This window comes from Caulobacter sp. SSI4214, assembly GCF_012184455.1.
GTDB classification, from domain to species: domain Bacteria; phylum Pseudomonadota; class Alphaproteobacteria; order Caulobacterales; family Caulobacteraceae; genus Caulobacter; species Caulobacter vibrioides_E.
Genome location: NZ_SZWJ01000006.1, coordinates 16,731 through 37,228, shown reverse-complemented (window position 1 = coordinate 37,228; position 20,498 = coordinate 16,731). Strand labels below are relative to the sequence as shown.

Here is a 20,498-nt window from a genome sequence, read left to right as displayed (position 1 = left end):
TTCGGTATTGGACATAGCGTCCTCCCAAAGATCCGGGAGGACGCTGATTGTTTCGCCAAGGGACATCGCGAAGAGCGATCCTGACGGCAGCCGTGGGCGCGGGCCTAGCGCCGGCGCTGTCCTGGGCTCAAGATCGAAATACCCCATCGCCCGTGGCGAGATCGGAAACGGCCACGACGGACCTTCTGCGTTTGCTGGATCCCGCCGAGCGCCTGACGGCTCAGGTGTCGGTCAATGGACGGGGGCCTTACGCTTTCTTGGTCGATACCGGAGCCGACAATTCCGCAGTCTCAATGGAATTGGCCGACGCCCTGGGTCTAGCGCGGGCCGGACGCACGGTCTTGCATGGCGTCGCCGGTTCGGCGGTCGTGGACGAAGTCGTGGTGGCGTCGATGCGGTCGGGTCGGCGAGAGCGGGCGGACATGCGCGTCCCGGTCGTGCCGCGCCAGAACCTTGGCGCGGATGGTCTCTTGGGTCTGGACTGGCTGGCGGGCAACAACGTGATGCTGGACTATTCGCGGCGGCGGATGACCATCGCGCCGCATTTGCCGCTGCCACGCGGGGACACCTTCACCGTACCAGCCAAGACCCAGCGCAACGGCCTGACCTTGATCGACGCGGTGATTCCCGGTGTGGCGCTGACGGCCTTTATCGACAGCGGCTCGACGACCACCATCGGTAATCTCGCCTTGCTGCGGGCGGCGAAGGCGCACGAGGCTATCCTTGGCTCGGCGTTGGATCTGCGTCTCAAGAGCGTCACGGGTCAGGAGATGTCCGGAACCGTGGCCATTCTCAGCTTTCTGCGTATCGGGCCGGTCCAGATCCGCGCGGTTCCCGTTGTTATGGGGCCGATACACACTTTCGACTACTGGGGGCTGACGGATCGCCCGGCGCTGTTGATCGGCGCGGACGTGCTTCAGAAGTTCCGATCCGTGGCCCTCGACTTCAAGCGAGGCGAGTTTCGCTTCAGTATGACCGGCCTAAACTGATCACCGTTTTTCAACGAACAGCGAAAGGTTTGCAATGCAGCACGCGGCGGCTTGACCCGTCGCGCGGGGCTCTCCAATGGTTGTTTGAAGGGAGAGTCTAGATGCGCCTGAGCCAGAAGATTCGGCGGGAAGTTCGGTTCCTGAAGGGCCTTTCCCGCACGCTCAAGCGCGTGAAATCCATCGCTCCGGACAGCGTTAATCTGATCTGCGACGACCTGGAGGCGGCTGTCGACAAGTATGGCGACCGGCCCGCGATCACCTTCGAAGGCAAGACGGTTTCCTATGCCGAGCTGGACGCCATCGCCAACCGCTACGCGCACTGGGCCAAGGGGCAGGGACTGACGCGCGGCCAGACCGTCGCGCTGTTCATGCCTAACCGGCTGGAATACCTGGCCATCTGGTACGGCTTGACCAAGGTCGGCGTCGCCACGGCGCTGATCAACAACCAGTTGACCGGCGCGGCCCTGGCCCACTGCCTGAACATCTCGCAGGCGCTGCACTGCATCGTCGATCCCGAAACCTCGCCCTGCTTCGAGGACGTGAAGGGGCAGCTGGAGCGCCACGTGCAGCAGTGGGTGCTGGGGCCGGTCCACGACGACCAGCGCGATCTGGTCAAGGCGCTGAAGAGCTGCAGCCAACTGCGGCCCGACCGCTTGACGGCCCGCGACGGCATCACCGCCAAGGACACCGCGCTCTTCATCTTCACCAGCGGCACGACGGGCCTGCCCAAGGCCGCGCGCATCACCCACATGCGCGCCCAGCTTTATATGCGCGGCTTCGCCGGCTCGACGGGGGCCAAGGAGACCGACCGCATCTACGTGACCCTGCCGCTGTACCACGCCACCGGCGGCCTCTGCGCCATGGGCGCGGGGCTGTTGAACGGCGGCTCGATCGTGCTGCGCAAGAAGTTCTCGGCCACCCATTTCTGGCCGGACGTCGTCACCGAGAACTGCACGATGTTCGTCTATATCGGCGAGCTGTGCCGCTACCTCGCCAACCAGCCCGAACATGAGCTGGAGCGCGCCCACAAGCTGCGCCTGATCTTCGGCAACGGCCTGCGTCCCGACGTCTGGGACACGATGCTCGACCGATTCAAGGTCGGCGGCGTGCTTGAATTCTATGGCGCGACCGAGGGCAACGTCTCGCTGTTCAATTTCGACGGCAAGCGCGGCGCGATCGGCCGGGTGCCTGGCTATCTGAAGAAGAAGTTCAACATCCGCATCGTCAAGTTCGACGTCGAGGAAGAGATGCCGGTGCGCGGAGCCAACGGCTGCTGTGTCGAGGTCGCGCCGGGCGAGGTCGGCGAGTGCATCGGCCATATCGGCAGCGACGCGCGTTCGAACTACACCGGCTACGCCGACAAGGCCGCCACCGAGAAGAAGGTGCTGCGCGACGTCTTCGAGAAGGGCGACGCCTGGTTCCGCACCGGCGACCTGATGAAGATCGACGGCGACGGCTACATCTATTTCGTCGACCGGATCGGCGACACCTTCCGCTGGAAAGGCGAGAACGTCGCCACCAGCGAGGTGGCCGAGCGCATCGCCGGCTTCCCCGGCGTGCTGGAGGTCAATGTCTACGGGGTCAAGGTCGGCGACCTGGACGGCAAGGCCGGCATGGCCTCGTTGGTCACCGACGACGAGTTCGACCTCGAGGGTTTCGGCAAGCATGTCGACGAGCATATGCCCGGCTACGCGCGGCCGGTCTTCGTGCGGCTGCAAAAGGCGATCGAGACGACCGGCACCTTCAAGTACCGCAAGATCGATCTGGTCAATGATGGCTTCGACCCGGCCAAGACCAAGGATCCGCTGTACTTCCGCGATCCAGCCAACGGCTATGTGAAGATCACCAAGGCCCTGCACGCCAAGATCGAAAGCGGCGCGTTCAAGCTTTGACGACTTGGCCAAGCCCGCGAGCCCGGCGCGATTGAACGGGCTCGGGCTTGTGTCTATATGGCTGGGCCGGATGGATGAGCCTAGAGCGTGATAGCCGAAAGTGTGAGCGGTTTCGGCGGCTATCACGCTCTAAATGTTTGATTTAGAGCCTTATCCGCTCGAATGATTCCATTCGAGCGGATAAGGCTCTAGTGTGTGGCGGCTCGAAAAACGATATTTCTCAAAGGGATGGATCCCGTCGCCATGATGCTTACCATGCTCAAGGCCAAGCTGCACCGCGCCACGGTGACCCAGGCCGACCTCGACTATGAGGGTTCGATCGCCATCGATCGCGACCTTCTGGACGCCTCGGGCATCCTGCCGAACGAGCAGGTCGACGTGCTCAACATCACCAATGGCGCGCGCTTCACCACCTACGCCATCGAAGCCCCGCGCGGTTCGAAGGTGATCGGCGTCAACGGCGCGGCGGCCCGCCTGGTGCAGAAGAACGACCTGGTGATCGTGGTCGCCTATTGCCAGATGGCGGCCGAGGAGGCGCGCAACTACGCCCCGACGGTCGTCCTGCTGGATGAAGGCAACCTAATCAAGAAGGCGGCCTAGGCGATGCGGCGCACGGCCTTTTTCGCGCTCGCCGCTTTGAGCCTTTCGGCCTGCGCCCAGAAGCTGCCGGAAGGGGTCGACGACACCAAGCTGGCCCAGGCCATCGGACGCTCCATCGGCTCGCCCTCGACCTGTGTGATCATCACCGACGCCCAGGGGCATATGGTGTGGCGTGGCGGCGGCTACGTGACCTGCGCGCGCAGCCTGCCGTCTTGCGATGGCGGTCAGACCACGGCCGAGGCCTTGTCCAAGAGCGGGGCCGGCAAGCCCGCCCGCTTCATCAGCTGCCCCAGTCCGACGGCGGCCGGCAACTCGGTCGGATGGGCGATGGGGCCCGTGCCGCCCAGCCCGGGCAAGCCGGACAGCCATTTCAGCTACGTCGCCGTGATGGAGGGCGACCGGGCCCTGCCGGGCGTCGAGATCCAGGATCGGGTCCTGCACGCCTTCGCCAAGGCCGGTTTCTAATAGCCGCCCAAGCGCGGCGCGGCCGTCGCCGGGCCCTGCCGGCGACGGCCGTCTTGTCTACTGTTTGGTCGCTTCGTAGACGGCGTTGACGTCGACGCGGACCTTCAGCTCGCCGGCGGCGACGGCGGTGGAGTCGGCCATCTCGCGCTTGGCCATGGCGAACATCGGCACGGCGGGCGGGGTAGGCGTGTAGCCGCCGCCTTCGCTCAGATTGACCAGACGCACGGCCTTGTAACCGGTGGCGCGGCCGTAGAGCTCGGCCTTGGCCTGCAGGGCCTTCACCGCGTCCAGGCGGGCCGCGTCCTCGGCCGCCTTCGGGTTGGCCAGGCCAAAGCTGATGCCGCCCACCGTATTGGCTCCGGCGCCGACCGTGGCGTCGACCGCCGCGCCCAGCTTGCTCAGGTCGCGCACCGTGATCGTCACCTGGTTCGAAGCCTGGTAGCCGGTCAGCTTCGGCGGCTGGTTCTGCTCATAGGCGTACTGGGCGTTGAGATTCAGGTTCGAGGTCTGGATGTCGCGCTCGGCGATCCCGGCTTTCTTCAGCGTGGCCAGCACCTGGTTCATGCGCGCGCCATTGGTCTTCATGGCCTCGGCGGCGGTCGGCGCGTCGGTCTGCACGCCCAGGGTGATCGTGGCCATGTCCGGCGCGACCCGGGTCTCGCCATAGGCCGACAGGCTGAAGGTGGTGGCCCTGAAGGCGGCGTCGGAATCGGTCTGGGCCAGGGCAGGCGCGACCGCGCCCATCAGCAGCCCGCCGCCGACCATGACGGGCAGGGCGAGGGTGGTCAGAACGCTACGAACGGGGCGGGTCATCGGTCTTATTCTCCACGGAAGGTCGAGGCTACAAAACGTCGCCGAACCTTGTTGGGTTCTTCGTGACAGGCTCAACCTGAACCGGAGCTTTAAGCCGCGTTCGGCCCGTGCTAATCCGCGCGCTCGCCGATCGTGAAAACGCTTCGCGCGGGCCTGTAGCTCAATGGTTAGAGCCGACCGCTCATAACGGTCTGGTTGGGGGTTCGAGTCCCTCCAGGCCTACCACCTTCCAAAATATGCGTTGAATTCGCTGACTAAATTCGCCGATTTGTCTACCCGGCTTTCTCGGTTAGACACCGGGTGTTCCCTTTTCGGCCCGCTGAAGGGCTTGAAGAGCGTCCTCCGCCAGGCGCGCTTGGTCGGCTGCGGCCGTGTAGGTCGCCACCTCGACAAGGCTTTTGTGACCGGTGACGGCCTGGATTTGTTTGGCGGTGCAGCCTGCTTCGGCCAGCCGTCGGGATGCCGCTTTGCGCAAACCATGGGGCGATGACTGCGGCGGTAGCCCGGCCTTCTTGGCGCAGTCGCTAAACCAGTTCGAGAAGCCGACCGGCGACATGGGCTTGCCGTACTCGGTCATTAGGAAGGTCATATTCGAGGCCGGAACAGCGTCGATCGCTTCTTTGAGCTTTGGATGGATGGGGATTGCCAGCTTGGTGTGGCCCAGGCTCTTGCTCTGGGCGACGTGGATCTTGCCGTCCTTGACGTGCTGGCGGCCCATCGTGACGACGTCGGCGCGTCGCTGGGCGGTGTAGAGGAGTAGCGCCAGGGCCAAGCGGGCCCGGGAGCCCTGCGGCCAGTAGGCTTCGAATTGGGCGATGTCCTCTTCTGTCCAGGAGCGATAGCCGGTGGACTTGTTCTTGACCTTCCGCACGCCGACCGTGGGGTTGTCGTGGCGCCAGCCGCGCTCGACGGCGAAGCGCATCAAGATGCGAAGGATCCGGCGGAGATTGTAAGCGGCGCCAGGCTTATCGGCCATGCCGTCCATGATCCGCATAATGTGCTTGGACTGGAGGTCGGTGACGCTGAGGTCTCCGTACTTCTCGCCGTTGGGCGCCTTGGTAGACCGGAAGCGCTCGATCGAGTTGCGATAGGTCTTCTGGGTTATGGGCTGGAGCGCCTTGAACTCGGCGGAGTCGTAATAGGCGATAATCAACGCCGAGAAGCTGCCTGCCTTGGTGCGCTCAAGTCCAATCTGGCGGGCCGGCGCCGTTTCTCCGGACAGCGCGGCTTGATAGGCCGCCATGAACTCCTTGGAGCCGGGAAGGCCAGGAAGGGCTATCGACTTGAAGCCCGGTCGCCGGAAGTAGTGGCGCGGCTTGCCGTGGCGGTCCACGAAGGCCTTCACGTACTTCAGGCGCAGTTTGGTCATCCGAAGGCGCGATCCCACTCGTTCTCGGCGCCGCGGTTGTCCCCGGGCAATTGCTCGAAGGCCTCATCCAGGGCGAAGCGATCCCATACGCGACAGCCGTCGACGGGCTTGGGCTTCGGCATTCGGCCGTCGGCCACCATCTCATCAAACTTGCTGGTCGAGACGCCAACGTAGTGCGCGGCGTCCGGCCGGCGCAAGCCGCGTGGCTCGACCTTGTGACGGCGCTCAGTAGCCATGGTTGTCCCCCATGGCTACGCCTGCGATCATTCTGCCATGCTCTGAATAAGCTCCGCCAACGTGCGGCGGTGCGACGGCTTCAGTTTCAAGTAGGCTTCGGCCACTTCGCGCGCCCCGTCTTCCGAAAAGAAAGCCATCATCGAAGGCGGGAACACTGATCGCGAATTCTTGGAAAGACCTGCGAAGAATGCGCCGGGCTCGACATCCAGGACGTTGGCAATCGCGAACAGCTTCGATGCAGACACCCGATTGTGTCCAAGCTCGTATTTTTGAATTTGTTGGAAGCTTACACCGAGGGATTTGGCAAGTTGCTCTTGGGAAATTCCTTTTGTCTTGCGGATAGCGCGCACGACTTGGCCGACATGAGCGTCGACTTCCGTTACAATCCGGCCTGACGGCGATGACTTCTCCAACAGTTTTCTCCTTGCGTGCCCCGATATTTATCCGGGCGCTCGACACGTCAAGCGTGTATGGGGTGCGTGCCATCAGGCGGCCCCCGGCGGCAAAATCCGACTATTCCACGTTTCGATAGGCGCGCTGGCGTCGCAGACCTCGCAGAACACGGTAGGAGAGACTTCCACAATCATCGGGCGGCCATCCTCGAACTTTGCGAGGATCTTCTCTTCCTCGCCGAGGCTCAGCGCTTCGCACTCGCCGCAGAATGGGCAAGAACGGACGATGTCGGTCGCGCTGTCGCTGGTCTGATATTGGCCGGGCCGGGGCTTGAAGTCGATGATGTCGCCCATCAGGCAGTAACCTTCGCGCCAGCGATTTCCACCTCCTGGCGCTCGACCCGATCCCAGATGGCCTGGAAGGTCGCGGTGGGCAACAGGTCGCGGGCGGCGTCAACGAACCGGCGCTCGCGGCGCTCCTGGCGCTGCATCTTGTCGGCGCAGGTCTCGCCGACAGTGCCGCGCACCAGCCGGTTTCGATGAGTTTGGAGCACAGACCTGTTGTTGCGCATGGCGGCCAGAGTGGACTTCGTGGCGGCTAGGAAGCCCTCGTCCCGCTTCTGCGAAGGCGTCGCGATCTCGTCGTCGCGATCCCGCGAAACGGCGGCGATGCGTCGGTCGAGATCTGCAAGCTTGGCGTCCGCTTCCGCGACCTCGGTGAAGTTGCCTAGGTCGATCACGTGATCCTGGTCCAAGGATTCGTTCGTCAGAGGATCGTTCTCGCTGTCGGGCCGTGCGTTCGCCGGCTTCGACGTCAACTTCGTCTTTCGACCATGAGGGCGGCTCGGCTGCCGAAGTGCGATAAACCTGAGATCATGGGCCCGGCGGTTCAATTGGCGCAACGCCGTCCGATGGCGGATCAAGGCGCCCTGGGCGCGGGCCCGCCAATCGTCGTCATTGATCCCGCTGTACTCCAGGCGGGTCTCGATCGTGGTCACGACGCCCTCGATGTCCTCGATCAGCGCCTTGATGGCGGCGGGATCCGTCAGGGCCGCGATCTGGGCTTTGGTGGGGAGTTCGATGCGCTCGGCCATCTATGCGGCCTCCAGGACGGCAGAGGAGGCATAGTGTTCGTGGCCGCAGCCGCACTTGCCGTTCTCGACCTCGAAGGCACGTCGGATGGCGAACTCTGACGCCGAAACATCGCCGTTCCAGACAACGGCCGGGACATGGGCGCAGCAGACAGAGCACGAGACGGCATCGACTGGGTTTTCCAGATCATAGCCGTTCTCATCCTTCACCGTGTCGTTCCCTTCGATCATCGGGAAGTGCGTCGCGTCGGTCTGAAAGATCAGATGGAGCGCCTCGCCGCAGAAGGGGCAGGGGCGTTTGATGCGGGGATCGGTCACCTTAGGCCTCCTCAGTCGCAGGCCGCGCGCGGCCTAGCATCGCGTCGATAAATTCGACGCATTGGGCGTGGGTCTCGAACTTGATTTCGGCCATGAATGCGCCGGCGTTTGGACCCGTGATTTCCATGCCGGCTCTCCAACTCACGCCGTCTGGTCGAGTCCAGGGATGGGATCGAGTGGCATCAGTCACAGCGTCACCACATGAGAAGCGCCGATTGCTGCCAGGGCAGCCAACAGCAGGATGAAGGGCGGGGGAGGGCGGAAATAGCGCGTCACGGGCTCGGTCCTTCGGAAAGGCGCCGCCGACCGCGATGGCCGGCGGCTGGGTAGCGGCTATTCAGCGGCGAGGAGTTCGGCTTCGGCCGCGACTTCGGCTTCGATCCGGATCGGCTGGAGTTCGACGCCGGCCAGACGGCAGGCCGACCGATAGAGGCTCAGCAGCCCGCGTTCGTCGTCGTCGCCGGCATTGTCGATCGCGGCGACCATCTTCGGCTCGGCCGGGTCGAGCGGCCAGCTGGTCTTGCCGTCGATACGGTGGTCGGTCACGTTGGTAACCCAGCTGTAGATCTGGATTTGGCGAGCCAACGCGGCGACGTCCGGCGCGGGCATGTTCAGCAGCTCATGGTAGGTCCGGAACAGGGTGGAACTCGCCTCGTCCCACGCTGCGGTGAGTTGGTCGTAGGCGGGATCGCCATCGCCGGAGGTCGGGTTCTGATCCTCGAAGTGGCGCACGGTCGTGCTGGCGCCGCGAAGCCCGTCCTCGGCGGCGCGCGCGGCGGCGTCCAACTGCTCCCATGCGCCCTTCTCGTCTTGCGCTGCCTTAGCGCTGACCCAGGCCGCACGGATCTCATCACGACCGTTGAGCGCCCTGGGGCGCGTGCCGTCGAGGTAGGAGATCACCTCCAGCAGGTTCTCGGTCGGCAGGCCAGCCAGCTTGTTGTCGAGGTCGGTGTCGCCGAAGATCGGCGCCATGAGCTCGGCGTAGGCGCGGACGATGCGGGCCCGGTCGGCCATGGTCGGCGCCGGCAAGTCGAAGAGGCGCTCGGCAGTGGCGGAGAACCGGTTCAGGTGGCTCCACCAGACGGCCTCCAGCTCGTTCTGGTGCGCCAGCAAGCCCTCCTCGCCTTTGCCCTTGGTCGCGACCCACGCCTCGTTGGCCTCATGGAAGGCGTCCTGGGCCGGACCGATGTCCTTGGCGATCTCCTTGGCTTCAGCAACGATTGCGACGCCTTCGGCGTCAAAGGACGGGGGCATATTGGGGCCGCGGGCTGGTGCCGGGCTCGCGCCGCTAATCCCCTTCAGGCTGGCGTGCATGTGCTCGCCGATCATGATGGCGTCCTCCATGCTGAGCTTGCCGATCAGGGTCTCGGCGTTCGTGCGCCACGCGAAGTGCTTGACCAAGAGCGAGCCCCAGGCTTCGACCTGTTTCAGAAGCTCCTTCGGCGTCGCCGGGCGATGATCTAGGATCGTGTCGACGATCGCGCGATAGACGTCGCAGTGGTTGTCCATCTCGTCCCAGGCCAGGGTTTCGGCCCTCTTGAGGGCCGGATCGTCCTTGCCTTCGCCCATGGTCGCCACGTCCGCGGCGCCGTGGCGCGCAACGGCCGGCTTCACGAACTTGACGTCGTAGTCCTCGGCCGCCGCGACGATGGCGGCAAGGTCTCCCGGCAGGTTCAGCGGCGCGGGCTCAGCGACCGGCGCATGGGGGACCAAAGCCCAGTGTGCGTCACGGCGATCCACCTTCGTGCCGTGCATCGAGTGAGTGGATTCGCGCAGTACCCGGCCGATATCCGCCAGCACGTTCTCGACGTCGCTCTCGTCCGGACAGCCGGCCTCGCGGATAAATTCGACCAGTGCGGCAACCTTCGCGACGGTATCGTCGGCCGTCCTGCATGGCGAAGTTAGGATTTCATGCTCGACAGCGAACGCGGCCTCGTTGGCCTGCGTCACCTCATCGTCGGGTGCGTCGTCGCCTTCAGCGCGGAGATTGATCTCGTCCATCATGGTGTTCCGCTTGGCCAGCAGGGCGGCCAGCGACGGAGCCTCGGCCGACCCGACCACTTCGTGCCTCAGATCGTTCTGTCTGACGGTCAGTTTTTCCGCCACGGCCGCCGGGGCCTGGGCGATCTTGCCCTCGGCCTTTGCCTTGCGCATCGTGGCGGCGGCTCGCGCCGGGGTTTCGGCGCCTTCAGCGGCCAGATGGGCCGTGGTATCGGTGTGCATGTCCATTTCAGTCTCCCAAGGTTGATCGGACGAGCCAGTGGGCGCGCCGCTGTAGGAGGGGGCGCGTCCACTGGCGTTTTGGAAAGCTTGGCGGAGCTCGACCATCGGGTCAGAGGCCCAGCAGGATTGCCGCCGGCACGCCCGCGCAGATCAGCACGAACAGCAGGCTCGGCAGTTGGCGGAGGACGGCGAGGGTCGCGTTCGCTGGAACGACACCCCCGTTCGGCTCCCTGGTCGCGCGCCCAAAGATGGGCTGGGGAGCAAACCGGCAAATTTGCCGCTGCCTTGTGGGGAAGGAGAGGGCGGGCATCACTGAAGGAGCCCGACGCCGAGCGCTTCGGCCAGCTTGGCGAGCCCTTTCGGCGTCACTCGGACCTGGGTGACCGACTTGTCCGGGCGGTCGTCGCGCTCAATCGTCGTGACCTTATGCTCCAGCAGCCCGGCGTTGATCTTGTCCTGATAGCCGCACCAGGCGCTCGCACCCGGCCGGCGGTAGATCCACTTCCGGGTCGACAGTTCTTTGAAGGCGTCCTTGGGTCGCTTCTGGAGCGCCTTGGCCGCCTCGGTGATGCTGTACGAGCCGTCGGTGCCGGCGATCAGGTCCAGGGCGACGGCTTTCGGCGCCAGTTCCTCGTTGATGGCCTGGACGGCGAGGCGGTGTTCGCGCTCGGTCTGGGCCTCGGTTTCCGCCGCCAGCGCCAACTGGATCAAATCCATCCGCGAAAGCGACGCCGGATTGATCGGTTGGCGAACCTGGCGCTCCAGCTCTTCCCAACGGTCCACGAGCCGCGCCGTGAACTCCGGTGAGAGCTGGGCGACCACGATGTAGCTGTCGCGCTTGCAGAGGCGGTAGACACGCTCGGAGCGTTGACGCCCCATCGCGTCGGTCAGGGGTTCATCCCCCATTGGGGGTTGGACGATCACGCCACGTTCAACGAGGCGATCGATCGACTGCTTGACCTTGTCGTGCCGGCTCTCGACCAAGGCCGAGATCTCGCGCGACGACATGGTGGGCTCGGTGGCCGCGCCGAGGGCGAGCGCGGTCGTGGTGTGATCCTGCTGCTGGTGCATCGGTCTTACTCTGCGGCCAAGAGGAAGGGAGCCGCAGGCGTGTCAGCCGACGGCAGGTCGAAAGCGGGCGCTGCAGGTCGAGCGCGAACTTGCAGGTCATGCAGGCGGTGCAGGCGCTCGCGGCAATTGCGGGAGTAGGTGTCGAAGCGGTCGACGGCCCGGCGCTGGGAACGGGCGACGATTTTGTCGCCCGACTTCAGCGCAGCCTGGAGAACCCGACGCGCGGTGGCGGCCTGGGCCTCGGTCTTAGCCAGCATGTCGGCCACCACGGCGGCGTCGCGCTCGTAGGTAGCCGGGTAGAGGTTGCGCGTCTTCCGCGGCTCTAGGCCCTCAGCCAGGACTCGCTTCGGATTGATCGTGCCGGCCATAAGCGGGCGCTCCATCGGGTGTCGATGGAGTGAAGTTAGATCGGGAAATTTCCCGAGTAAAGGGGGTGGTCGGGAAATTTCCCGAATTTAGCTTTGAATGAAGCCTGCGTGCGGGTCGGTAGGACGAAGGATGCGTATCACCTTCCCGACCAACTTCGGCGACATCCGGTCAAACTCTTCCAGTTTTCGCTTCGTCGTTTCTGGGTCGTCTAGGATCTCGTTGACGTGATCCAGCGCCTTCTGAATCTTCTCGTTCGGACCGCTCGCGCGCTTTGCGACCGCCTCTTTAAAGGCGTCATCCCAGCGTAGTGCGGTTTCGCGCTCGTCTGGATCCTCAAGCTCCATTGCTATCTCGCGATACGATTTGCGCGGCTCTGTCGGCTCATGCTCGCGGAACACGTCCATGGTTAGGTTTTGCGACGGGTCGTTGCGATCAAATTCCAGAAACCATAGCCCCATATCTGGATATCGATAGGTAACGCGTCGCATGGAGCGCTCGACAAAGTTATAAGTCGCGTCCAGAGCTGCTATACGCTTGGTTATGATCACCAAATCGCCATCTGCGATTAGTTCTCGCTCGTCGTCCGTGTATTCCACTACTTGAACAAGGGATCCATAGGGTGCCGATGCTTCCATGGTATTGTCTCTAACGATCTCCCACCAGCACTGCCGACCTGCAAAGGTCTTTGGAATGGTGGCTGCCTCCCAACCGAGAGGGGGTCTGGAAATCTCGGTCGCCTTACGAAGAGCATCGCTCATTAACTCAAAGCGAATTGGCAGCAATACGGCCTTAAGCGGCGGGGCGTTGTTTCCCGTTTCAGCAATTGCCAGGGGTGGTGGCGGTGCCTTACCTTCGGGCCACAAGATATCAGGCTCGTCCTCGCCCAGCAGATATGCCAGGCTGCACTCAAGTGCGAACGCAAGCTTGCTCAGTCGCTCAGCGCTGGGATGTCGAACTTTATTGCGCATAATGTCGCGCACGAAGCTCTCGCCCAAGCCAGCCTTCCGTGCGGCACTGTAGGGATTGAGGTCGAGCGCGCGCATCCGCTCACGGATACGATCGAGCTGCACCCCTCCTTCAACGTCCATTCGGATAACCCTCTAGATGGTGCCAAGGGGTACTCGGGACGACAACGCTTGACAATTCGGGAAAAAGCCCGAACATTCGGGGCATGTCCCAACTTGATCCCCGGCTCAGCGAATTCGTTGAAGGCTGTTACCGTTACGCGCAGGCCGCAGGGCTGGCTACGTCGACGGTTTCAACCTTGCTGTTCAATGACGGCAAGCGCCTCAACGCCTTGGCCTCGGGCGAGAGCGACATAGGGATTGGCCGCCTCGCCCAGGCAGAAGCAAAGCTGACAGGTCTGGCCGCGAAAATCGTTCTATCGGGCGCCGCCTGATGCCCCCTCAATCGTCATTGGCCGGTCCTGGCGCCAGCACCAACCGTCAGCTCGCTCTGGTCCTGGCCGCCCAGCTCTGCTGCGAGGGCAACTGGCGGGACGTCGACCATCGGACAGACGGCGTCGAGCGGATTGCCGACCGGCTTGTGGCCTGGCTTGAGCGCCGAGAGGGCGATCAAGAGCCGCCTCCCGCCGCGCCTGCTGCCCGGATGGCCGCATTGTCCAGCGCCGCCAATAGCTGCGAGGCACCGATCTTCACGCAGCAACAGGAAGCTCGGCTGCGCGAGATCGTCGCCGAGGCGCTGGCTGCTCAAGATGCCAAGGGTTCTGGTCTCGACAGCATTATCAACGCTGTCACGCAGTCGGCTTGCCCCGGTACACCTGTCCAGCCGCATTCCCAAGGATGCGACTGATATGACCTTCGATAATATCGTGAAGGCGTTTCTCGTCTTCGTTCTCGATGACCGGTCGTTTGACCGGCCCGACAAGCCGATCGATGAGGCCAGGGTGCAGCACCTCAAGTTCGGCAACCAGCCGCTGAAGGATGATATCCGAAGCGGCAGCGCGAGCGCCCGTACCCTCACCCGACATCTAAGGCTCTCCGTGGTTTGTTGTGCAGCTTCCACGGGAGAACATCGCCGCTCGCTAGTCAAGCTGGCGGGCGGCGTGGCGCATGTTCTGGGATGCGCCTGATGTCGGCCCTCGAATTGATCCTTGCCATCGGTGTTGCCGTTCAGGCCGTCGGGCTGATGTGCCTCTTCTGGGCGGTCAATCGCCTGCGGGAGGAGATCGTCGTCACCCGGATCATCACGCTGCCTGAGGCGGCGTTCGCCGACGTCGACCCGCCAATGATGTTCGCCAGGAAGACCGTGGTCTCGCCGATGACCGGGGGAGGCGCATAGTGATTGAAACGCAATTCCTCCGTTGTCAGCCTCGAACCTGCGCCAACGTCGATGGGGCGGTTGATCACAGTGGCCGTACTGGGGTCGTAGTCGCCCTCCGGTCGAGGCACGACCAAGAGCGTTTTGGGGGAGATCGCTCTGACGGTCACCTGCAATCGCTCGGCTGCATCGTTGGCTCGGTAGCAAACCTTGATCGCGACCACACCGTCCCGGACGTTGGCCGTGGTGACTGTCAGCCGCTCCAATTCCTGCGTCCGCCGGTCTCGCCAACGATCGAGGCGATTGAAGCCAAGAGTCGTGAAGCCGGCCAGGCCCCCGATCGTGCCTACCCAGCTGCGAACCTGATCCCAGTCTATCGCCATGGCTGGACCATCTCGCGCCATGCGCGCAACGGTCAAGCTGGGCGCGCGCCTCATCAGTCATCGTTTGCCGCTCCTGGCCCTGGCGAAATGTTGGGAGCGCCGATCTCGATGTCGACCTCCTCGGTCTCGATCGGGCCGATGATCCGAAGCGCCGCGGCGATGGCTTCGACCTTGATCTGTGCCCCGGGTTCGGTGGCTTCCGGATCTGCGGCGTCGAGCATGGCTTCGAGCGTCTGCGCGATCGGGACGACGAGGGGCTCGCCGCCCAGGTCGTCCGACCGGTCGAGGTCGAAGTCCATCAGCATCCCGAACAACAGCCGCAAGGCTTCGACCTGCACCGCCATCGCCGGCAAGAATGCTTCGATCTGGTCCAGGCGGACCCGGACGGTCTCACGCGCCACGGCGGCCGACCGACTTCAAGTAGGCAGCCAAGGCCTTCTTGGCCTCGCGCCGCTTCGCCTCGGCCACGGCGTTCCAGGTCGCCGCACTTTGAGGGTTCATCCTGGCCGCTACCCGGCAGGCGCCGGCGGATATCGCGTGGTCGATGGCATCGAGCAGCTTCGCGTCGGCTCCCGAAATGACGAACGGCCGGGCATGCCCGCCCAGCCGTTCCACTTCTTCGTCCCAATACTGCTCGGACCGGCAAGTCCGATCGTCTTTCATGAACCCTCCCAACCCTGCTTCGGCGGGGACCATCCCTGGCCGACGAGACAGTCATGCCAGCGATGAGGGATGCGTTCGTGGGAGTTCTCCCCCAAGCCAGAAATTTCGATGACGGGTGCTTCGCCAAGGAGGTCGCAGAGCGCCTCCGCGCCCGTCATCCGGTCCACACCGCCAAGAACGTGGCGCGGGACCTGAACTGCACGCCGAAGACCGCCGAGAACATCTTGGCGGGCCATCTCAGCGGGAGGTCGATCGCTCGCCTGTCCATGGTCTACGGCCTCGGATTCCTGATCGACGTGGGCGCCGCGGTTACCGGCACGACGCTCCGAGATTTCATCGTCGCCCAGGCGGACGATGCGCGCCGGGAACAACTCAAAGCCCAGGAGCGAGAGCGTGAATTCACAGAGCTGGAAGAAGGTCTTGCTGCTGGCGCTCCTGGGCGCCCAGGCCCGCATCGGGAGCCTTCTCAGCCGGGCCGCTGATCCTGTCGCGAACTATGGCCGAGCGCTGCGCATCCGCGCCGAGCGCCGCATGAAGGAGCTGGAGCGGTGAGCGACAACGTCATTGCCTTCCCGTCGCGGCCCGCTACCGGCGCGGAAGATCCAATCATGGCCGCGTATTTCCGGCGCTGGGCCAAAACCAAGGACGCGATCAAGGCGCTCGTGTTCGCGCTTGCTTATGAGCACGACTATGGCGCCGGAGACTTCGACAGCCCGTTCCTGGAGGTGGCAACGCTCGCCATCGATCTGGCCGCGGAGATGGCCGGGCCGGAGCAGGCCGCCAGGATCGCCGAGATCGGCGCCAAGCGCGTCCGGAGGATGATGGTCGAGGGGCCGGATGCCATATGACCGCGCCTCTCACGCCCGCAGATTGCGACTTGCGCGATTTCCCTCGGATGTCGATCGACGTCCCGCGTCTGTTCGCGTCCAGCTTCAACGCCACCGCGTCGCGCAACCCGATCGCGTGGATGATCGGTCACAAACTCTGGTACCGGGCGTGGCATCAAGTGCCGGCGGCCTCGCTGCCTGACGATGACGATGAGCTTTGCCACCTGGCCGAACTCGGCTTCGACGTGAAGACTTTCCGCAAAGCCAAGGCCGTCGCGATGCGCGGCTGGATCAAGGCTGAGGACGGCCGGCTCTACCACCCGGTCATTGCCGAGGCGGCGCTGATCTCGTGGCTGGAGAAGCTGCTGCAGCGCGCTAAGAGCGGCCTCGGAAACGCCAAGCGCTGGAAGGTCGCCTTCGACGGAGCTGCGCTAGAGCAGCAGATCCGAGACGCAGCGGCCATGCTATCGGCGCGCAACCCGCTCGCTCCTGTCCTGACCAAGGACACCGTGGTGAAGTGCCTTGCTGGCATCCCACTGGCATCAGCGCCAACATCCCAGAGCGATCCCAGTGGGACGCCTAACGATCCCACTGGGATTCCTACAGGGACAGAAAAAGCCGGGAATTCCGATCCCTCATCAATCCCAAGGGAAAGGGAAAGGGAAAGGGAACTAGAAGAAGAAGGTTCTCCACTACGTTCCGAACCTGAAACGCGCGCGCCTGAGCCGATCGTCACGCCGACGCTGGGCCTCGACGGGGCAGGGCGATTTCTCGTGCCGACCAGCCAGCCCAGCGCCCCGAAGCGCCGGAAGTCCCGATCCGACCCGACCGACGCTGAGCGAGCGGAGTTCGACGCCTGGTGGCGCTGCTACGGCAACCGCGTCGGAAGGCCGGTGGCGCTGGACGCCTTCGTCGCGGTGCGCCGTGGTGCCGACTCGCCATCGATCGAAGTCCTCTGCGAGGCGGCGGATGCCTACTTCGCATGGCTTGCGACCGAGCAGCAGCGCGGCCGGGATATCAGCCCCTGCAACCCGTCGACCTGGCTCAACCAGCGTCGCTGGGAAGATCAGCGCTGGGCGACCCAGACCCCAATCAACCAACCCCGCGGCCAGTGGTCGTCCATGGACGACGCCATCGGCAGCATGAGCTTCGAGGAGTGACCATGACCCAAGTCGCCAGCACTTCCGGGCGTGAACAGGCCATGACGGCCCCGATCGCGGCCAATCAGACCGAGAGCCAGAAAAGAGCCCACCAGATCGCCGAGATCGATCGGCTTTGCGTCGCGCCGGTTCGGCAGGCGAGGGCGGCCTGGTTCAAGGACACCGAGGGGTTCCGGGAAGCGATCCGAGCGCGGGACAGCACTCGCAATTTCGTCGCGGAGAAGTTCGTCGCCGAGGTTCCAGAGGAGCGGCGTCGAGATCAGCGCGAGTACTGGCAGAAGTCCCTCGCCAAGATCATGCCGCGCCGCGACGCCGAAGCCGTGGTCCGCACGATGCAGGCCGCTTGGAGTGGCGATCCCAGCCGCAATCGCAGCGGCATCATCATCGGCCGCATGATCGACAGCTTCCCGAATGCACGGCCGCACAGCCCGACGACTTATCGCGAGAACCTAGTGCACCTTTGCGAGGTCGACGGCTATTCCGCCGCCGTTGTCGCCCTGGCCTGCGATCGGATCATGCGCGACCCGGCACACGAATTTCTGCCGGCGCCGGCGGCCTTTATCGCGGCGTGCAAACAGGAGTTCGACGACCTGCAGAGCACGCACCGCCACGCTTACATGACCCTCGAAGGGCGCACTTGTTTGGAGACCGCGCTGGCGGAACTTGATGCAGCCGAGGCGGGCGTTGCGCCGGCGCTGCCAATGCCGCTGGGCGAGGACCTGAAGCCGCCCCCCGCGCGTCAGCGCTCGGCATTCGTCTGATGGTAGGTCGTCGCCGTCCCGGAAAGCGCGAGCGCGCTCTGGCCGCCACCAGCGTGCCCCCGGCCGCCAGCACCATCGACCCACGCCAGGTCAGTGCTGTGAAGGTCTACGTGCGTGACTTCGAGATCCTGCAGCTCGACGGCAGGCCGATGCACCGCCTAACCGCCCAGGACAGCCTGAAGGCCGCCCGCGCCGCGCTGGCGCCGACCGAGGTCGCCATCCTGGATCTCGTAGCCCGGGGCCGCTCGATCGCCGACATCGCCACGGCGGCCGGCCGGACCAAGGCTTCCATGGAAGATCTCCTCCTCACCGCCAGCACCAAGCTGGCTGACCACTACGAAGCCCGGCCGGGCGACACCTGAACCACGACGTCGGGGAACATGATGACCAAGCGCACCCATAAGAACGGCCGCCCCCGCAAGACCGGCGACCGCTACCCCTCTGGCAAGCTTAAACCCGCAAAGCCCAATGCTAGGATCATCGCCATGCGCCGGGCGCTCCTGGGCGCCAAGGAAGGCGACACCGTCGACCTGTCCAAGACCGAGCACCCTCTCGACCTAGCCCTGGCGCGCGGCTGGCTGACCCAAGAGCGTTACGACGCCGCCCAACTCTTCGTGCGGCTCTATCGCGGGATCCGCTTCCCGGTGATGTCCGTGTCTCGCGATCCGGCTGACCTTGGCGTTCTGTCCAAGGAAGACCGCGCGCTGATCGGAGAGAAGCTAAACTGGGCCAATATGCCGTCGGCCGACGTGAACCGTCTGTTCGACGCTGTGGTGATGTCGGCGCGTCCGTCGTCGCCGGCGCCAACAACGAGCCCGCTGCCCCAGGTCCCCGGCCTGCTTCGCGAGATCTGGGCCGCGCTTAAGCCGGAGCAGGCGAGGGAGCTGTTCTCGGTCGCGGTGCTTGGACATTGGCCGGCGTGGTTGGTGCAGCGGGCGAGGGGAGAAGTGCTGGAGGCGACGCCGTACCGTCGTCGACGAAAGCTGCTCGAGGCCGGCTTGGATGCCGTTGCCGCCCATCGGAAGGCTGCCAGGCGCCAATCAACTGCGCCGGTGATCATTGAAAGCGCAGCGTGACCGGCGAGGTCCAGAACCGGCGATCGGACAGTCGACCGCTTTCGGACCCGGTGCGGACTTTGCTCGCGCCTGCTTGAGGATCTATCGGTTTTGGCGTGGCTGACCGGCGGCGCAGTGTCAACTCGGCTTCAGCGCTCGCTCCTCGGGCTACACGCCTTCCCGCTACAAGGCCGCGGCTTTGGCGCTGGCGGCTCAATGCGAACCGGAGGGCCAGGGGAAGGCCTGTGACGCTCCGCTTCGAGGTCATCGTACTTGCGCTGGAGGCCATTATACATCGTGTCGCGCAGGGCCTTGGAATCCGCATCAAGGCCCGTCACCTCGACGATGACCATTCTCTTTGGATCCCAATCTAGCGGCTTGTCATCCAGCGATTTCACGGGTGTTGCTTTAGTTTGGCCAGCGCCTTCGTGGGAGATCAGTAGATACCCCTTCTCTTTTATCGAGAGCTTGCTTCGGTAGAGTTCTTGTTGCGCATAGGCGTTTTTGGCCAGTTCGGCGCCGATAAAAAAGTTACCTATCCTCAAGAGAGTATCGATGCCTCCAATGATCTTGGCAGACACGTGCTCTGAAGGCGCGCCTATACCCATCCCTTCACGCTGGAGCGGGGTGAGCGCTTGACGCAGGTTTTCGTAGGCAATGCCCAGTTGCTCGTTAACGTCGTCTGTAGAGGCCGAAACGCGCGCCGGTGCCCGACCAGACTTGGGTTTCGGCCTAGGAGGTGTTGTTGGGTTGGATTCCCCAATGGCGTTCCTGTGAGGTTCAGTCCTCTTCGGCTCGGTTCGGCGAGGACTGTCATTGACCTCCTTGCCCCGATAGCCAGGACCAGGAACTTTATGCTCGCCCAACTGGGCATGCGAATTCAAGGCAATGGCCGCGTTGATCACGAGCGCGGTCGCGAGGGCCCTCGAGCAATTCATTAATTACCCCCATGTCGAACGGACGCTCCAACTTAGTGAGGCTCGGGTCAACCTAGTGGGGGGCTTCAGATTGAACTCGGCGGGTGCAGGCCCTCCGCATCTGGCGAGGTGGCGGCTTTGCCAGGCCCGGAACAAGCGCCCGGCCGCAACGAGCCTGGAGCCTGATCGGACCGCGCGGCCGGCGCGGTGGGCTTGGTCGATCGGATGGTGTTCGTCGACCAGGGCGGCGGCCAGCTTCTTGAGGTCGAGCGGGTGCGGGAGGGGGCGCTGGGCCGGGCTGGATGGGCGGAATCAAAAGCCCCACCGGTTAGGGTGGGTGCGTCACCCGTCGAACAACGGTGTGGGCTTTGGGCGCGGCTTCCTCCGTAACTGAGACCCTCGGCGAGATCTCCGCCCAACGATTGGCTTGTAGGCCCGGACCTGCGCCGTTGTCCTAAAGGTCGCCGGCAGCGCGAACTGAACGCCCGGCTCGGAGGCTTCGGCGAGCTCGATGATCCGGTCTAGCCAACGAAGCACATATGCTGCTTGCCCAGCGCGCCTCAGTGGACGCCAATAGCGGACGGAGGGCGTGTAGAACACCGTGACGCCTGCCGCTTCGGCCA

Annotated in this window: 29 protein-coding genes and 1 tRNA gene; 15 read left to right on the top strand and 15 right to left on the bottom strand. The window is 64.2% G+C overall.

What is annotated here, in order from left to right; all coding sequences use genetic code 11:
• Positions 1-152: 152 nt before the first annotated feature.
• From FCU40_RS03120 to FCU40_RS03105, 4 genes are all read left to right on the top strand, one after another.
• The gene (locus tag FCU40_RS03120) at positions 153-989 is read left to right on the top strand and encodes an aspartyl protease family protein (protein WP_168072862.1); all 837 of its coding nucleotides are present in this window, start codon (positions 153-155) and stop codon (positions 987-989) included.
• A 101-nt stretch (positions 990-1,090) separates the two neighbouring features.
• Positions 1,091-2,881 (top strand): long-chain-acyl-CoA synthetase, encoded by a 1,791-nt coding sequence (locus FCU40_RS03115; RefSeq protein WP_168072860.1) that lies wholly within the window; start codon positions 1,091-1,093, stop codon positions 2,879-2,881.
• Between the two features lie 243 nt (positions 2,882-3,124).
• Entirely contained in the window at positions 3,125-3,481 is a 357-nt protein-coding gene (gene panD, locus FCU40_RS03110) for an aspartate 1-decarboxylase (protein ID WP_004617575.1), read from the top strand.
• Positions 3,482-3,484: 3 nt separating this feature from the next.
• Positions 3,485-3,946: a hypothetical protein gene (locus FCU40_RS03105; protein ID WP_168072858.1), complete on the top strand. Its 462-nt coding sequence runs from the start codon at positions 3,485-3,487 to the stop codon at positions 3,944-3,946.
• Between the two features lie 57 nt (positions 3,947-4,003).
• On the opposite strand, the gene FCU40_RS03100 is transcribed toward FCU40_RS03105, so the two are convergent.
• Positions 4,004-4,759, bottom strand: a complete 756-nt coding sequence (locus FCU40_RS03100; protein WP_168072856.1) for an SIMPL domain-containing protein — start codon at positions 4,757-4,759, stop codon at positions 4,004-4,006.
• Between the two features lie 149 nt (positions 4,760-4,908).
• On the opposite strand from FCU40_RS03100, the gene FCU40_RS03095 reads away from it, so the two are divergent.
• Positions 4,909-4,984: transfer RNA gene (locus tag FCU40_RS03095), tRNA-Ile, on the top strand.
• A gap of 64 nt (positions 4,985-5,048) precedes the next feature.
• Here the strand turns inward: FCU40_RS03095 and FCU40_RS03090 are convergent.
• The 11 genes from FCU40_RS03090 to FCU40_RS03045 all read right to left on the bottom strand — a co-directional run bounded on the left by FCU40_RS03090 (position 5,049) and on the right by FCU40_RS03045 (position 12,899).
• Positions 5,049-6,128, bottom strand: coding sequence for a tyrosine-type recombinase/integrase (locus FCU40_RS03090; RefSeq protein WP_168072854.1), 1,080 nt, complete (start codon positions 6,126-6,128; stop codon positions 5,049-5,051).
• Positions 6,125-6,364, bottom strand: coding sequence for an XRE family transcriptional regulator (locus FCU40_RS03085; RefSeq protein WP_168072853.1), 240 nt, complete (start codon positions 6,362-6,364; stop codon positions 6,125-6,127). The genes FCU40_RS03090 and FCU40_RS03085 overlap by 4 nt, the downstream gene beginning before the upstream one ends.
• 27 nt (positions 6,365-6,391) lie before the next feature.
• Positions 6,392-6,778, bottom strand: coding sequence for a helix-turn-helix transcriptional regulator (locus tag FCU40_RS03080; protein ID WP_206677296.1), 387 nt, complete (start codon positions 6,776-6,778; stop codon positions 6,392-6,394).
• A 72-nt stretch (positions 6,779-6,850) separates the two neighbouring features.
• Positions 6,851-7,111 (bottom strand): hypothetical protein, encoded by a 261-nt coding sequence (locus FCU40_RS03075; RefSeq protein ID WP_168072851.1) that lies wholly within the window; start codon positions 7,109-7,111, stop codon positions 6,851-6,853.
• Entirely contained in the window at positions 7,111-7,851 is a 741-nt protein-coding gene (locus tag FCU40_RS03070) for a hypothetical protein (protein WP_168072850.1), read from the bottom strand. Before FCU40_RS03070 ends, FCU40_RS03075 begins: the two co-directional genes overlap by 1 nt.
• Entirely contained in the window at positions 7,852-8,166 is a 315-nt protein-coding gene (locus tag FCU40_RS03065) for a hypothetical protein (protein ID WP_168072848.1), read from the bottom strand. It abuts the gene before it with no gap.
• Between the two features lies 1 nt (position 8,167).
• Positions 8,168-8,293, bottom strand: coding sequence for a hypothetical protein (locus tag FCU40_RS23490; protein WP_275052038.1), 126 nt, complete (start codon positions 8,291-8,293; stop codon positions 8,168-8,170).
• Between the two features lie 206 nt (positions 8,294-8,499).
• On the bottom strand, positions 8,500-10,395 hold the full coding sequence (locus tag FCU40_RS03060; RefSeq protein WP_168072846.1) for a hypothetical protein: 1,896 nt from the start codon (positions 10,393-10,395) through the stop codon (positions 8,500-8,502).
• Positions 10,396-10,698: 303 nt separating this feature from the next.
• A complete protein-coding gene (locus FCU40_RS03055; protein WP_168072845.1) occupies positions 10,699-11,460 on the bottom strand; it encodes a phage antirepressor KilAC domain-containing protein in 762 nt (253 codons plus the stop codon).
• A 5-nt stretch (positions 11,461-11,465) separates the two neighbouring features.
• Positions 11,466-11,828 (bottom strand): hypothetical protein, encoded by a 363-nt coding sequence (locus FCU40_RS03050; protein ID WP_168072843.1) that lies wholly within the window; start codon positions 11,826-11,828, stop codon positions 11,466-11,468.
• Between the two features lie 87 nt (positions 11,829-11,915).
• Positions 11,916-12,899: a helix-turn-helix transcriptional regulator gene (locus FCU40_RS03045; protein WP_206677295.1), complete on the bottom strand. Its 984-nt coding sequence runs from the start codon at positions 12,897-12,899 to the stop codon at positions 11,916-11,918.
• Positions 12,900-13,000: 101 nt separating this feature from the next.
• On the opposite strand from FCU40_RS03045, the gene FCU40_RS03040 reads away from it, so the two are divergent.
• From FCU40_RS03040 to FCU40_RS03025, 4 genes are read left to right on the top strand one after another with little or no spacing between them, the layout of a single operon-like run.
• Positions 13,001-13,228, top strand: a complete 228-nt coding sequence (locus FCU40_RS03040; protein WP_168072839.1) for a hypothetical protein — start codon at positions 13,001-13,003, stop codon at positions 13,226-13,228.
• On the top strand, positions 13,228-13,641 hold the full coding sequence (locus FCU40_RS03035) for a hypothetical protein (protein WP_168072837.1): 414 nt from the start codon (positions 13,228-13,230) through the stop codon (positions 13,639-13,641). The genes FCU40_RS03040 and FCU40_RS03035 overlap by 1 nt, the downstream gene beginning before the upstream one ends.
• A 1-nt stretch (position 13,642) precedes the next feature.
• Positions 13,643-13,921: a hypothetical protein gene (locus FCU40_RS03030; RefSeq protein WP_168072835.1), complete on the top strand. Its 279-nt coding sequence runs from the start codon at positions 13,643-13,645 to the stop codon at positions 13,919-13,921.
• Positions 13,921-14,130, top strand: a complete 210-nt coding sequence (locus FCU40_RS03025; RefSeq protein ID WP_168072833.1) for a hypothetical protein — start codon at positions 13,921-13,923, stop codon at positions 14,128-14,130. Before FCU40_RS03030 ends, FCU40_RS03025 begins: the two co-directional genes overlap by 1 nt.
• Before the next feature lie 415 nt (positions 14,131-14,545).
• Here the strand turns inward: FCU40_RS03025 and FCU40_RS03020 are convergent, their stop codons facing one another.
• Together FCU40_RS03020 and FCU40_RS03015 are read right to left on the bottom strand one after the other, a co-directional pair.
• A complete protein-coding gene (locus tag FCU40_RS03020) occupies positions 14,546-14,893 on the bottom strand; it encodes a hypothetical protein (protein WP_168072831.1) in 348 nt (115 codons plus the stop codon).
• Positions 14,883-15,155: a hypothetical protein gene (locus tag FCU40_RS03015; protein ID WP_168072829.1), complete on the bottom strand. Its 273-nt coding sequence runs from the start codon at positions 15,153-15,155 to the stop codon at positions 14,883-14,885. Before FCU40_RS03015 ends, FCU40_RS03020 begins: the two co-directional genes overlap by 11 nt.
• 393 nt (positions 15,156-15,548) lie before the next feature.
• Here FCU40_RS03015 and FCU40_RS03010 point away from each other — a divergent pair, with 393 nt between their 5' ends.
• From FCU40_RS03010 to FCU40_RS02985, 6 genes are read left to right on the top strand one after another with little or no spacing between them, the layout of a single operon-like run.
• Positions 15,549-15,707 carry a hypothetical protein gene (locus FCU40_RS03010; protein WP_168072828.1) on the top strand — a complete coding sequence of 53 codons (159 nt, stop codon included), beginning with the start codon at positions 15,549-15,551 and terminating at the stop codon, positions 15,705-15,707.
• Positions 15,704-16,003, top strand: a complete 300-nt coding sequence (locus FCU40_RS03005) for a hypothetical protein (protein ID WP_168072827.1) — start codon at positions 15,704-15,706, stop codon at positions 16,001-16,003. The genes FCU40_RS03010 and FCU40_RS03005 overlap by 4 nt, the downstream gene beginning before the upstream one ends.
• Before the next feature lie 47 nt (positions 16,004-16,050).
• Positions 16,051-17,142, top strand: a complete 1,092-nt coding sequence (locus FCU40_RS03000; protein WP_168072826.1) for a hypothetical protein — start codon at positions 16,051-16,053, stop codon at positions 17,140-17,142.
• A 2-nt stretch (positions 17,143-17,144) separates the two neighbouring features.
• A complete protein-coding gene (locus FCU40_RS02995; RefSeq protein WP_168072825.1) occupies positions 17,145-17,903 on the top strand; it encodes a hypothetical protein in 759 nt (252 codons plus the stop codon).
• Positions 17,903-18,265: a hypothetical protein gene (locus tag FCU40_RS02990; protein WP_168072824.1), complete on the top strand. Its 363-nt coding sequence runs from the start codon at positions 17,903-17,905 to the stop codon at positions 18,263-18,265. Before FCU40_RS02995 ends, FCU40_RS02990 begins: the two co-directional genes overlap by 1 nt.
• 21 nt (positions 18,266-18,286) lie before the next feature.
• Positions 18,287-18,979 carry a hypothetical protein gene (locus FCU40_RS02985; RefSeq protein ID WP_168072823.1) on the top strand — a complete coding sequence of 231 codons (693 nt, stop codon included), beginning with the start codon at positions 18,287-18,289 and terminating at the stop codon, positions 18,977-18,979.
• Between the two features lie 128 nt (positions 18,980-19,107).
• Here FCU40_RS02985 and FCU40_RS02980 read toward each other — a convergent pair whose 3' ends face one another.
• A complete protein-coding gene (locus FCU40_RS02980; protein ID WP_168072822.1) occupies positions 19,108-19,863 on the bottom strand; it encodes a hypothetical protein in 756 nt (251 codons plus the stop codon).
• Positions 19,864-20,498: the final 635 nt, after the last annotated feature.